We start from the raw sequence: 12,536 nt of genomic DNA on the forward strand, positions 1-12,536 counted from the left end.
GTCCTTTAGGGGCGGGCATTTAGCCAGTGGCTGCCGTCCGGGCGGAATTCTTTTTTCCAGATGGGCACGTGCTTCTTGAGTTCGTCGATGACGAACTCGCAGCCTTCGAAGGCCGGTTTGCGGTGCTTGCTGCTCACGGCGACGATGACGGCGGTGTCTCCAATCGCCAGGTCGCCGGTACGGTGGTGAAGGGCGACGGCGTGGAGGCCAAAACGGTCACGGGCGGCAACGGCAATCTTGCGCATCTCCTTGACGGCCATGGGGGCGTACGCCTCGAACTCGAGGTGGGTGACGGTTTCGCCGAGGTTTACGTCGCGGATGGTGCCGACGAAGAAGCAGAGCCCGCCGCAGGAGGGGTGCGATACGAAGTCGCGGCAGTGCTCCAGCGACAACGGCCGGTCGGAAAGCAGAATGTCGTGGAGGGTATCGGAATTATCCACCAGCTACGGGAGGTATGATGACGAGTTCGTCACCGGCCATAATTTGTTCTTCGTCGCGGGCGTATTCTTCGTTGCGGGCGATGGCGAAGGAAACGAGCTCGCCAAAGGCGGGATAGGTCGCGACCAGCCGTTGACGCAGGTCGGCTACGGTAGCGCCTTCTACCTGATCGAGGGTGATCGAGGAGCCGCCGGCAATCTCCCGGGCCACGCCAAAGCATTGAATCCTCATAGTTGCATAAGCCAGTTCGACCATACTAACCGGGCACCTACCAAAAGGATGAGCACAGCCGCGACATTCCGTATCGTGGCGGGGGTGAAGCGGCGCAGCGTGAGCCGGGTGCCGAGCCATCCCCCGGCCGCTACCGGTAATGCCAGCATGGCGGTGAGACCGAGGTGCCACTCCAGTCCGACGCTTAGCTGTCCGGCCAGTCCCGCGAGGGAATTGAGGGCGATGAATAAGCTCGTAGTTGCCGCGATCGCCCGGGCGTCCGCCCACCTGCTCAAGAAAAGGATGGGGGAAAGGAAAATACCACCCCCGATGCCCACGACTCCGGATACGAATCCGACCCCGATGCCGATAGTGACGGCGATTATACCTGCGCTCCGCCGCCCTGCTTTTTCTTCCGTTGTACGCTTAGCCCCTTTGCCGACGATCATGAGGATGCCGGCCACCAACAAAAGGCCACCGAGTAACAGCAAATATTCCTGGCGGGCAAGTTGAATGCGTCCACCCAGGAATGCTGCGGGCATGCTCGCGCCTACAAGCGGTAACGCGCGCCGCCACGGCGTGACCCCGGCCCGGGCGAAGGATACGGTGGAGCCGCCGGTCACCACGAGATTACACACCAGGGCGATCGGCCGCATGGCGCCGGTGGGCAGACCGGAGAGCGCCAACAACGCCAGGTAACTGCTGCCCCCGCCGAAGCCGGCCGAGGCGTAAAGCAGGGCGATCGCGAAAAAGGCCGGAATAAGCCAGTACAGGTCCAAGCGCGTGAGAATTCTGGGGGTAAACCTAACGAAAAGCCGGGAGTGCGGAACCTGGGCCCCCGCCGGCGACATCCACCTAAACAGATGGAAGAGCAAGAACGCGCCCTGGTGGTAGACGAGATACTATGTAAAACGTACGGGGCCCCCTTCGTGCCCTTCAGTACGCGCGACCCACTGAGCGAGATGGTCAACGCGCTGCTTTCCCACCGGACGAAAAATCCCGTGACGCGGGCAGCCTACCAACGCTTGCGCGAGGTCTATCCGAGCTGGGAGGAGGTGATCGAGGCCCCGACCGACCAGCTGGAACAGACAATTGCCGCGGTCACCTACCCGGAGGTGAAGGCGCCGCGCATCCAGGAAGCGCTCCGGCAGGTGAAGGCGCGAAACGACGGGGAACTAGCCCTGGAATTTCTGGCGGATATGCCGGTGCGGGCGGCCCGGGACTGGCTGGAAGACATACCGGGCATCGGGGCGAAAACCAGCGCGGCCGTACTCAGTTTTAGTCGGCTGCGTCTTCCGGCCCTGGTGGTCGATACCCACCATCTGCGGGTTGCCCAGCGGATCGGATTGGTCGCCCCGAAGGCTAGTCTGGACAAGGCGGCCACCCAGCTACAGGCGTATTTGCCCGAGGACTGGGACGGACAACGCGTATACGATTCGCACCAGGGATATATGCGCCACGGGCAGCGGGTCTGCCACTGGAACCATCCGGAGTGCCAAAACTGCGTGGTTAAGCATCTTTGTGACTACGCGCGGAAAGCATAGCCGCCGCCCGTTTGCTACCTTTGCGGCCCTAAATTTTAGCTCGATGATCGAACGTCAGGAAATCAAGACACTGCTGCAGGATCCACCACTGGGAAGTACCGTCACCGTAATGGGTTGGGTACGGGCGTGGCGGGGCAACCGCTTCTTGGTGCTCAACGACGGGAGCGGACCGGAAACCCTGCAAGTCGTGGTGGACGCAGACCGGTTCGACGAAGAGACCATACGCGGAATCGGCTTTCATGCCTGTGTAAGCGTGACCGGCGAGCTGGAGGAAAGCCAGGGCGCCGGACAGGCCGTCGAGGTGATCGCCGAAGATATTACCGTATACGGTGCCAACGATCTGAGTCGCTACCCGCTGCAGCCGAAGGCGCAGACGATGGAATTTCTACGCGATAACGCCCAGTTCCGGATGCGGACGAACACCTTCAGTTCGGTATTCCGGGTACGGCACGGAGTGGCCTATGCGGTCAACAAGTACTTCCACGACCGGGGCTTTTACTACCTCCACACCCCGATCATCACGGGCAACGACGCCGAGGGGGCGGGGGAGATGTTCCGCGTGTCCGTGCTGGACCCCGAGAATCCACCGCGGACGGAGGAAGGACGGATCGACTACAATCAGGACTTCTTCGGCAAGGCCACCAATCTGACGGTTTCCGGTCAGCTACAGGCCGAGATCGGAGCGCTGGCGCTAGGTAAAGTGTACACCTTCGGACCTACCTTCCGGGCTGAGAACAGCAACACCAGCCGCCACCTGGCGGAGTTCTGGATGATCGAGCCGGAGATAGCCTTCGCCGACATCGAGAATGATATGGACCTGGCGGAGGACTTCGTCAAGTACCTCATCAACTATTGCCTGGAGCACTACGCCGGCGACCTCGAGTTCCTGGACCAGCGCATCCAGCAGGCGGAGAAAAATATGAAGGCCACCGATCGGCGCCCCATGGGCCTGGTGGATACGCTCCGCTTCGTGGTAGAGAACGACTTCGCCCGGATCACGTATACCGAGGCCCTGGATATCCTGATGCGGTCGAAGCCCTACAAAAAGGGCAAGTTCGAGTTTCCGCTATCCTGGGGTGCCGATCTGCAGGCCGAGCACGAACGCTGGCTGGTGGAGAAGCATTTCGAGCGGCCGGTGATCGTGCGGGATTATCCGAAGGATATAAAGGCCTTCTACATGCGGCGGAACGACGACGGCAAGACCGTAGCCGCCATGGACGTACTCTTCCCCTACATCGGGGAGGTGATCGGCGGAAGTCAGCGCGAAGAGCGGGAGGACAAACTTCGCCAGCGCATGGCGGAGATGGACGTCCACGCCGACGAGCTGGAATGGTACCTGCAACTTCGCACCTTCGGTGGTTGTCCGCACGCCGGCTTCGGCCTTGGCTTCGAGCGGATCGTACAATTCATTACCGGCATGAGTAATATCCGCGACGTGATTCCTTTCCCGCGGGCACCGAGGCTGGCCCAGTTTTAATTATTGAATTATTAATGGTTGAGTTAGTGAATGGGTCCGTAGGACATGCCCGCACTGCTTTTTTTCAATCATTCCGTCATTCAACCATTCACTACTTCACCAATTCAGTCCTTGATGGATAAGATTCGAATAGGTACCCGCGGCTCCCGGCTCGCACTCTGGCAGGCACACTTCGTTCAGCGTGAGCTACGTGAGCACGGCATTGACAGCGAACTGGAGATCATTAAGACGCAGGGCGACCGCGTGCAGCATCTCGGCTTCGACAAGCTCGAGGGCAAGGGATTCTTTACCAAGGAGATAGAGGATGCGTTGCTGGAAGGACGTATCGATTGCGCGGTCCACAGCCTGAAGGATCTACCCACCAACCAGCCGGAAGGATTGGTGCTGGCCGCCCTGAGCTACCGGGCCTCCGTGGGGGATCGCATCCTGGTGCACCCCGACCGGGTGGTGAAGGGTAAACCGTTCAGCCTGGGCGATAATGCCACCATCGGGACCAGCAGTAATCGGCGGAAAGCCATACTTCGGGACTTACACCCCGGGCTCCTGCCTGTAGACATCCGGGGGAACGTACCCACCCGAATGAAAAAGGCCCTGAGTGGCGAATTGGATGCGGTAGTGCTCGCGGCTGCAGGTTTGGAACGGTTGGAGATGGACTTGTCGGGATTGCACGTCATCGAGCCATCGCCCCGGGAGTTCGTGCCCGCGCCGGGCCAGGGCGTCATGGCCGTACAGAGCCGGGAGGAAGACATCGAGATCCGAAAAAGGCTTTCCCTGCTGCATCACCCGGTCGTCGGGGAGTGTACCAACGTGGAACGTACCGTCCTGAACCTGATGGAAGGGGGCTGCTCCATGCCGCTGGGCGTTTATTGTGAGAAGGACCAGATCGGTAGTTACCACGTTTGGGCGGCCTACGCGCCGACCGCGGATGCTTCGCTGCGGCGGGTGCAGGTCAGTCGCTCTACGCGCGCGGGACTGGCGGAAGCCGTCGTGGAAGAACTGCTTAGCGCCCCGAAAGCTGTCTGACACGCATTTCCTGGCGGGTGACCGCACGGCCCGTGCCAATCGGTAGGGTAAGTCCGGCCCCGGCGCCGGTATCGCTTCCGATCACGGGGCCGATTTGCAGGCTTAGATCGTCGTCGATGTCAAAATCCTTCAGGTGCGCATCGGTGAAGGCCTCGACCGCCTGGAGTACGTAGCCTACGATCACGAAGACGTAGGCCGTCTGGCGTTGTTTGTTCGAGCTGTTCTTGGCGGATATGAGGCCCTGGGTCGATACTTCCGAAAGCCCCGGCTCATTCGGGGTGGGAATACATTCGGCGTAGGGTATGGTGATGATCAGCCCGTCGCCCAGGCAGCGCTGCTCGATGGCGGTCGTGTAGCGGGAAAACAGATTTTGATTATAGTCGGCGACGGCTACGATACCTAACAGGCCACCGTAGACCAGCGGTACTTTCCACCAGGCCCGGTTGTATACCTGGCCCCCGCCGGGGATGATGGACCACAGCAGGGCCTTTTTCGGGCTGGCATTAATTTCCTTCAGGGTAAGCGGCTCATCCGATACGACGAGGCTGTCGGCCACCAGATCGTACTGGGCGGCCAGGGGCGCCAAGCCGATGACCAGTAGCAGGACCAGAATAATTCGCCTGTGGATCGGGGAATGCATATACTGTATTGATACCCGCTGCCGCCCGATAGTTGCACCGGATAGCGAGCCAATGCTACTCGACGGCTTTGTAAAACTGATCGAGCTGTTCTTTACTCTCGAAGCGGAGGGTTACCGTACCGGAACGTCCTTCGGCGTTGTCTAATTTGACCTTGACCTTTTTGGTACCGAAAAATTCGGCGAAGGACTGTTCGACCCGGCGGGCGTCGTCGTTGCTGGGTGGGGTAGCGCGGCTAATTTTATTCCTATTCTTATATACCCGGCTCTCGCGCTCGATGTCCCGCACGGACCAGTTGGGGTGGGAGAGGATGTCGTCGAGAAAGGTTTCCTGCTGACCGATATCCTTGATGCCGGAGAAGGTCTTGGCGGCACCGATGCTGATCTTACGATCCTTGATGGCCTGGCGTACGCGGTTGGAGGTACTGAGGATCGTGAGGTAGTTGGTAATGGTCGACCGCTTCTTGCCGACCCGGCGGGCCAGTTCTTCCTGGGTGAGGTCAAACTCCTCCTGCAAGCGCAGGTATGAGTAAGCTACTTCCATCGGATTGAGGTCCTCCCGCTGGATGTTTTCGATCAGTGCCATTTCGAGCAGCGTCTGATCGTTGGCGGTCCGGATAAAGGCGGGAACTTCGCGGAGTCCGGCCATTTGGCTGGCTCGGAAGCGCCGCTCACCGCTGATGATCTGGTAGGAACCGTCGCCCATGTGCCGGACGGTCATGGGCTGAATGATGCCGTGCACGCGAATGCTATCGGCCAGTTCCTTTAGCGACTCTTTTTCGAACTCCTGCCGGGGCTGATCGGGGTTCGGGCTGACCTTATCGATCGGGAGCATGGCGAAGTTGCGGCTCAGCGCCTTGATCGTTTCTTCCTCGCTGGCCTTATCGAGCCGCTGACCGGGAAAGAGGGCACTAAGTCCGTTTTTCAGGTCGCTGCTGCTGGGTTTGCCCCGCTTTAATTTCTTGGCCATAATAGCTTTCGTTTCGGGGGGCAAAGATAGCAAAAGGCGGGCGGGCGGTAGGCATGGTTCACCGCCGGCAAAGCTCGATGGAGGGGCAAAACCTTACGGAGGGAAAATTTCTCATATTCGAGAATGAGGCCCTGTAAGCGTTTGAGTATATATTGCACAAATTGGATTCGCTTCGGGCGCGTTTTGGGCGAACTAACGGTCTGAAACTCAAGTTTAAACCAGGGAACACGCATTCCACCACGAACAACACTTACGCCCTCCAATGAAAATCGCCTTTCTCGGAAACTACCCCCCCAAAGCATGCGGTATCGGTACGTTTACCCATAGCTTGGCGCTTGCCATCCTCAGCAATTTGAAGGCGGACGACGTGCATGAGTATGCCGAGATCATCGCGATGGAAGATCCCCACGATGACCACGATTATCCGAGGGAGGTAAGTCGCACGATCAGACCACAGGTCATCCGTGATTACCGCGACACCGCAGACTATCTGAACGACAATCAGTTCGACCTGCTGTTGCTCCAGCATGAATACGGCATTTTCGGCGGAGACGACGGAGCGTATGTGTTGCATTTGCTGGACCGACTGCGGATTCCCCTCATCGTGACCTGCCATACGGTCCTGAAAGAACCCAGCTACGGGCAGCGTAACGTGCTAAGCCGCATCGCCCGCCGGGCACAGGCCGTCGTGGTGATGACCGATCTGGCCAGCAATTTACTCCAGGAGGTATTCCACGTGGACGCCGATAAGATCAGCGTCATAGAACACGGAGTGCCCGTTATCGATTCGGCCCCGATCGATGAGCTGCGTCAACGTCTTGGTTGGAACGATCGTCGCGTGCTGTTCACCTTTGGATTACTCGGACGGGGCAAGGGCATCGAAACGTCCATTCGGGCGCTCCCGGCCATCGTGGAGCGATACCCGAATACCCTCTACGTGGTGCTGGGCAAAACACACCCCCATGTGTTACGGGACAACGGGGAAGAATACCGGAACTACCTGAAAGACCTCGCCGCTGAACTTGGCGTCGGAGACAATCTGCAGATGATCAGCAAATTCGCTGATGAGCAAGAGCTGTTCGATTGCCTGCGGGCCGCGGATGTCTATGTAGTTCCTTATCCCAATGTAGCGCAGATCACTAGCGGTACGCTGGCCTACGCAGTGGGCGCCGGTGCGGCCATCGTCAGCACCCCCTTCTGGCACGCCACCGAACTGCTGCAGGACGGCCGCGGAAAACTCTTTCCGTTCAATGACAGCCCCCAGCTTGCGCAGCAAATACTGGAGCTCTTCGACAATCCGGAAACGATGCAAGCCATGCGGGCTAGCGCCGCGGAATACGGTCAGCATCTTCTGTGGCCCCGAATTGGAAAGCAATATCTCCGGGTTTTCGGACAGTCTCGCGCCGCTTACGCCCGCTACTGCCAGCGCACCGAGGTAAGCATTTCCTTGCCGAAGTTGAAGCTGGACCACCTGCGCCGGCTGACCGATGATTGTGGCATAATCCAGCATGCCAAATACGCCACTCCGAACCGCCACGAGGGATACTGCGTCGACGACAACGGACGTGCTTTGCTCCTGGTGGGTATGATGCTAAATCACAAGGTCGGCGAAACCAAACTGCTGGAACGCCTTGCGGATACCTATATCAGTTTTCTCTTCCACGCCCAGAACTCGGACGGTACCTTCCGGAACTTCATGGGCTATGATCGCAGCTTTATGGAGGCGGTCGGTTCGGAAGACAGCTACGGTCGCGCGCTGTGGGGGATAGCCTACTGCTATGCCCATCCGCCACGCCCCGATCACCGGTCCTTGCTGGAGGAAATGTTTATTCGGGCCATCGGTCACCTAGACACGATGCAAAGCCCCCGTACGGTTGCCTACGGCGTACTGGCACTCTCTTACTACCTGGATCACAAACCCGGTGACGAGGCCATGCTGAATATGCTGGACCGTTCCTGTAACCGGTTGTTGGACCACTACCGAGACTCGCGTCGGGACGATTGGCACTGGTTCGAAAAATACCTCACCTATAGCAACGGGGTTATACCGCTCTCGCTGTTCCGTTCGCTGCGGCACCTCAACAAGGATAGCCTGCGCGAAGTGGCGGTCGAAGCCACTAACTTCCTTGTTTCGCAGACGGTTATTGACGGTCTGCTCTGTCCGATAGGATGCCACGAACCTTTTCTTCAGGATTGCGAGCGACCGCATTACGACCAGCAACCCGTCGATGCGATGGGCATGGTGCTGCTGCTAAGCGAAGCCTGCCGTCACCAGGAGTTGCGGGTGCACTGCGATAATCTTGGACTCGCCTTCTCGTGGTTCACGGGGCAGAACGAGATGAAGGCACCCATGTATAATCCGGAATCGGGGGGGTGCTACGATGGGCTGATGGCGCAGGGAGTCAATCATAACCAGGGAGCGGAAAGCCTGCTCTCCTACCTGATCAGCCGGGTGGAAATGGAGAACTACTGCCGCAATCAGCCCGATAGTCCCTGTTCGGAATCGCTAGAGGACGAAGAGCGCGCGCTTAAAGATATGCTCAATGGTTTCGCGCTGCCAGACCAGGTGACCACCCTCAAAGAGGAGGTGAAGAAAATAACCCCGGAGTGAGGGTAGCCATGCTGGCCCCCATCGCGTGGTCTACTCCACCGGCCGCCTACGGACCGTGGGAGCAGGTAACGAGTCACCTCACGGAGGGGCTTGTCAAACGGGGAATTGATGTTACGCTGTTTGCTACCGCAACCAGCCGTACCGCCGGAAAATTAGTAGCCACGACGGCGGCGGGCTACGCCGAACAGGAGGGCCAGGACGCAAAGGTCCTGGAGTACCTCCACATAAGTCAAGTTATGGGAGTTGCTAACACCTTCGACATCGTTCACAACCAGTTTGATTTCATGCCACTGGGCTATACGCCCCTGCTGGATACGCCCATGGTAACTACCATCCATGGCTTCAGCAGCGATCACATCGTGCCGGTATACGAACGCTACAACGATACGACCGACTACGTATCCATCAGCGATGCGGATCGCGATGAGCGATTAGACTATATCGCCACGGTCTATAACGGCGTGGATACCGATCAATTCACTTTCAACGATCAGCCGGGGGACTACCTCCTCTACTTCGGTCGCATTCATCCCGAAAAGGGAACTGCGGAGGCCATTGCTATTGCACGACGGGCTAAAAAACCACTGTGGATTGCCGGACTCATTCAGGATCATGACTACTACCGGGATCAGGTAGAACCCCACATCGACGGGGAACAAGTGCGCTACCTCGGCAACGTCGGCCCACGCGAACGTGATCGCATCCTCGGCAATGCCTACGCGCTACTGCACCCTATCAACTTCGAAGAGCCCTTCGGTCTGAGCGTGGCGGAGAGTATGGTCACGGGTACCCCGGTCATTGCCTTCCGTCGTGGCAGCATGCCGGAATTGATCGAAGATGGTAAAACCGGATATTTGACTGACTCCGTCGAAGGAGCCGTCGACCTGGTGTCCGCCTGTGGCGATCTCAATCGCTGGGAAATTGCGGAAGTGGCTACCGATCGCTTCAGTGTCGATCGAATGGTCGATAGCTACATCGACGTATACCAACGAATCCTCAGCCGGTAACCCCGCTATTTAGTCAGCGCGTCCAATAGAGTCTGCAACTTGACCGTGGCAAAGCGTGCCGCCTCGTCGCTGATGCCATACGGGATGAAGACCTCTCCGTTGTGGATAATGCTTCCACAACTGTACACCACATTCGGTACGTATCCCTCCCGCTCATCGTCCATGGGGCTAATGAGGGGTTCTTCTAACTGACCGATTACCTTGGTCGGGTCGTCAAGATCCAGCAACATAGCGCCTAGGCAGTACCGCCGCATTGGTCCTACACCGTGCGTGATCACTAACCAGCCTTTCTCCGTCTCCAGGGGAGCTCCACAGTTGCCGACCTGGTAGAGTTGCCAGGGGAATTTCGGTTCGGCCAGCTTGATCGCATCATCCCAGACCTGAAGCCGGTCGCTGCTGATGATGTAGTTATTGATCCCGTCGATACGGCAGAGCACGTAAAATTTACCGTTAATCTTACGCGGGAAGATGGCGTGATTTTTATTCACGGCAGCGTCACCGTATACCGGTCGGATTATGAAACTGTAGAAGTCCTGCGTTTCAATGATCATCGGCCGGATCTGCTTGCCATTATAGGCCGTATAGGTACCGTAGTAAACGGTGCTGCCGTCTTCGTTTACGAACTGCAGGAAGCGCGCGTCTTCCATGCCCTTCATCTCGAAATCGATCATGGGGTAGAGTACCCGTTCGCTGATATCCGTGTCCAGGCTGAAGTGTAGTTCGTAGTAGCGGTCGGCAACCGTCATCAGGTGGTTCAGCTGATCCCGTTCGGCGCTGTCCACCTCATACTGATTCCAGAGGTGCCAGTAGCGCTCGTAGAGTTCCCGGTGATTGAAATTATCCGGCAGATCACCGATCAGCCGCTCGTACATGGCCTCGTCCACCTCCTCGTTGGCGTGACAGCGCTCGTAAAAGTTTTTCTTCGTGTACTGGGAGTAGTGGATCCGCTCGGCCAGTCCGACAAAGGGGTTCGTCGGTTCGGCGAGGGGGTTATTGTCCTTGTCCAGAATGATGTTGCGGAAGACGATGGACGACGTGTGCCCCTCCCCAACCGCGCGCATGCTCATCACGATGCGCATCTGCCCTTCCTGCAGCCCGGTCTGGTCCAGGGCGGGTACGACGGAAGGGTTGAAAAAGGCGGCCGACTCGATGCTGTACTCGTGGGTGAAGTAGGCGCCGATCAGTGCCTGCTTTTCCTCACTCAGCTGCAGCACCTTTTCCCGCTGTTCCGGCACCCGGTCCAGTGCGGCGTTCAGGTGGCGGCGGTAAATGCCGACGGTATTCCGGTGCCGCCGGGCGAAATCCCGTAGTGTGCGCATCAGGGTATCGTGGGTCTCCTGGTCGTCCAGGTCAATAATCCGGTCAATGAGCTGATACGCGCGGTCCTTGCCGGCCCAGAAGAAACGACCGATGACCCGACTGGAGTCACCGTACAGGCGGAGCGGTTTACGCTCGATAGATAGTTGCATACATCTTTTTATAAGGGGCGCGAAACTACAATAGGGATCGCGGTACTTCGCGTCAAACGGCGGGATTGGGAAATCTATTCTGTACAGCTTCCAGATCGTGTATCATCTCTTCCGTTAACCGCAAGTGAATGCTGTCGATGTTCTCCTGAAGTTGCTCCAGATCGGTGGCGCCGATGATGTTACTCTGGGTAAAGGAACGGTCGGTTACGAAGGCCAAAGCCATCTGACTCATGGTGAGTCCGTATTTCTCCGCTACCTCCGCGTAGGCTCGGGTAGGCGCGAGGGCATTATCGCCGTTGTAGCGGGTGTAGTGGGTAAATTGGTTCAGGCGGCTCGAAGGATTGTCCGTGCCGCGCAGGTACTTACCGGAAAGACGACCCATCGCAAGAGGTGAATACGGAAAGCCGGCTACATTTTCACGCAGGCACACTTCCGCCAACCCCACCTCAAAACCCCGGGAGAGGAGGCTATAGGGGTTCTGAATACTTACCGGACGCGGCAAGTCATGAAGTTCCGCCAGATGCAGGACCCGCATCAGCCCCCAGGCGGTTTCATTACTCACGCCCCATTCCCGGATCAGCCCTTCCCGTTGGAGTTGTTGCACGTCACGGAGGACGGTCAGGAAGTTATCCTGCCAGTCGTCCAGTTCCTGCACGCCCCGTACGCCGAAGTAATTGGCCTTCCGCTCGGGCCAGTGAAGCTGGTATAGGTCGATGTAATCCGTCTGTAGTCGTTTCAGACTGCGTTCGACGGCCGTCCGGAGCTGACCTTCGGCGAAGCCCATGTTCGGGCGGATATGTTCCGCCATGCTCCCGGGGCCGGCAATTTTAGTGGCTAGGTAAAAGTCCTCCCGCCGTTTGCGGGCCCGGATCCACGTGCCGATGATCCGCTCCGTGCTCCCCTGGGTTTCGGCGCGGGGCGGCACGCTGTACATCTCCGCGGTATCGATGAGGTTGATGCCCCGCTCCATCGCATAGTCGAGTTGGCGATGCCCTTCCTGCTCCGTATTCTGCTGACCGAAGGTCATGGTGCCGAGCGCGATCTTGGAAACCTGCCATCCGGTGCCGCCGAAGGCGTTGTAGCGCATGTCGCCGTTGAAGTTTTTGATCTCCATGTCGGTGTAACGTATTGACCGTTCAAAGTTCAGTGC

The 12,536-nt window shown here is 58.3% G+C and carries 12 protein-coding genes; 5 read left to right on the plus strand and 7 right to left on the minus strand.

Annotated elements, in window-relative coordinates:
* Nucleotides 1–5 precede the first annotated feature (5 nt).
* The 3 genes from DRW39_RS01510 to DRW39_RS01520 are packed head-to-tail and all read right to left on the minus strand — an operon-like array spanning nucleotide 6 to nucleotide 1,427.
* The gene (locus DRW39_RS01510) at nucleotides 6–440 is read right to left on the minus strand and encodes a molybdenum cofactor biosynthesis protein MoaE (protein WP_198664744.1); all 435 of its coding nucleotides are present in this window, start codon (nucleotides 438–440) and stop codon (nucleotides 6–8) included.
* Nucleotides 433–669: a MoaD/ThiS family protein gene (locus tag DRW39_RS01515; RefSeq protein ID WP_232830031.1), complete on the minus strand. Its 237-nt coding sequence runs from the start codon at nucleotides 667–669 to the stop codon at nucleotides 433–435. Before DRW39_RS01515 ends, DRW39_RS01510 begins: the two co-directional genes overlap by 8 nt.
* Complete coding sequence (locus tag DRW39_RS01520) at nucleotides 666–1,427, minus strand: sulfite exporter TauE/SafE family protein (RefSeq protein WP_198664745.1); 762 nt, start codon at nucleotides 1,425–1,427, stop codon at nucleotides 666–668. Before DRW39_RS01520 ends, DRW39_RS01515 begins: the two co-directional genes overlap by 4 nt.
* 84 nt (nucleotides 1,428–1,511) lie before the next feature.
* On the opposite strand from DRW39_RS01520, the gene DRW39_RS01525 reads away from it, so the two are divergent.
* The 3 genes from DRW39_RS01525 (at nucleotide 1,512) to hemC (ending at nucleotide 4,692) form a co-directional block, all read left to right on the plus strand.
* Nucleotides 1,512–2,192, plus strand: a complete 681-nt coding sequence (locus DRW39_RS01525) for an endonuclease III domain-containing protein (RefSeq protein WP_116105226.1) — start codon at nucleotides 1,512–1,514, stop codon at nucleotides 2,190–2,192.
* A 43-nt stretch (nucleotides 2,193–2,235) separates the two neighbouring features.
* Nucleotides 2,236–3,669, plus strand: coding sequence for an asparagine--tRNA ligase (gene asnS, locus DRW39_RS01530; RefSeq protein WP_232830032.1), 1,434 nt, complete (start codon nucleotides 2,236–2,238; stop codon nucleotides 3,667–3,669).
* Between the two features lie 114 nt (nucleotides 3,670–3,783).
* Nucleotides 3,784–4,692: a hydroxymethylbilane synthase gene (hemC, locus tag DRW39_RS01535; protein WP_116105227.1), complete on the plus strand. Its 909-nt coding sequence runs from the start codon at nucleotides 3,784–3,786 to the stop codon at nucleotides 4,690–4,692.
* On the opposite strand, the gene DRW39_RS01540 is transcribed toward hemC, so the two are convergent.
* Both DRW39_RS01540 and DRW39_RS01545 read right to left on the minus strand, forming a co-directional pair.
* On the minus strand, nucleotides 4,670–5,332 hold the full coding sequence (locus tag DRW39_RS01540) for a DUF5683 domain-containing protein (RefSeq protein ID WP_116105228.1): 663 nt from the start codon (nucleotides 5,330–5,332) through the stop codon (nucleotides 4,670–4,672). The two genes, hemC and DRW39_RS01540, sit on opposite strands and share 23 nt — an antisense overlap.
* Before the next feature lie 55 nt (nucleotides 5,333–5,387).
* Entirely contained in the window at nucleotides 5,388–6,299 is a 912-nt protein-coding gene (locus DRW39_RS01545) for a ParB/RepB/Spo0J family partition protein (protein ID WP_116105229.1), read from the minus strand.
* A gap of 262 nt (nucleotides 6,300–6,561) precedes the next feature.
* On the opposite strand from DRW39_RS01545, the gene DRW39_RS01550 reads away from it, so the two are divergent.
* Both DRW39_RS01550 and DRW39_RS01555 read left to right on the plus strand, forming a co-directional pair.
* On the plus strand, nucleotides 6,562–8,910 hold the full coding sequence (locus DRW39_RS01550; RefSeq protein WP_116105230.1) for a glycosyltransferase family 4 protein: 2,349 nt from the start codon (nucleotides 6,562–6,564) through the stop codon (nucleotides 8,908–8,910).
* Nucleotides 8,907–9,917, plus strand: coding sequence for a glycosyltransferase family 4 protein (locus DRW39_RS01555; protein ID WP_116105231.1), 1,011 nt, complete (start codon nucleotides 8,907–8,909; stop codon nucleotides 9,915–9,917). Before DRW39_RS01550 ends, DRW39_RS01555 begins: the two co-directional genes overlap by 4 nt.
* Before the next feature lie 5 nt (nucleotides 9,918–9,922).
* Here the strand turns inward: DRW39_RS01555 and DRW39_RS01560 are convergent, their stop codons facing one another.
* Together DRW39_RS01560 and DRW39_RS01565 are read right to left on the minus strand one after the other, a co-directional pair.
* A complete protein-coding gene (locus DRW39_RS01560) occupies nucleotides 9,923–11,386 on the minus strand; it encodes a glycoside hydrolase family 130 protein (protein ID WP_116105232.1) in 1,464 nt (487 codons plus the stop codon).
* A 52-nt stretch (nucleotides 11,387–11,438) separates the two neighbouring features.
* Nucleotides 11,439–12,500 (minus strand): aldo/keto reductase, encoded by a 1,062-nt coding sequence (locus DRW39_RS01565; RefSeq protein ID WP_232830033.1) that lies wholly within the window; start codon nucleotides 12,498–12,500, stop codon nucleotides 11,439–11,441.
* Between the last annotated feature and the right edge of the window lie 36 nt (nucleotides 12,501–12,536).

It is taken from the genome of Lewinella sp. IMCC34191, assembly GCF_003390935.1.
Classification (GTDB): domain Bacteria; phylum Bacteroidota; class Bacteroidia; order Chitinophagales; family Saprospiraceae; genus Neolewinella.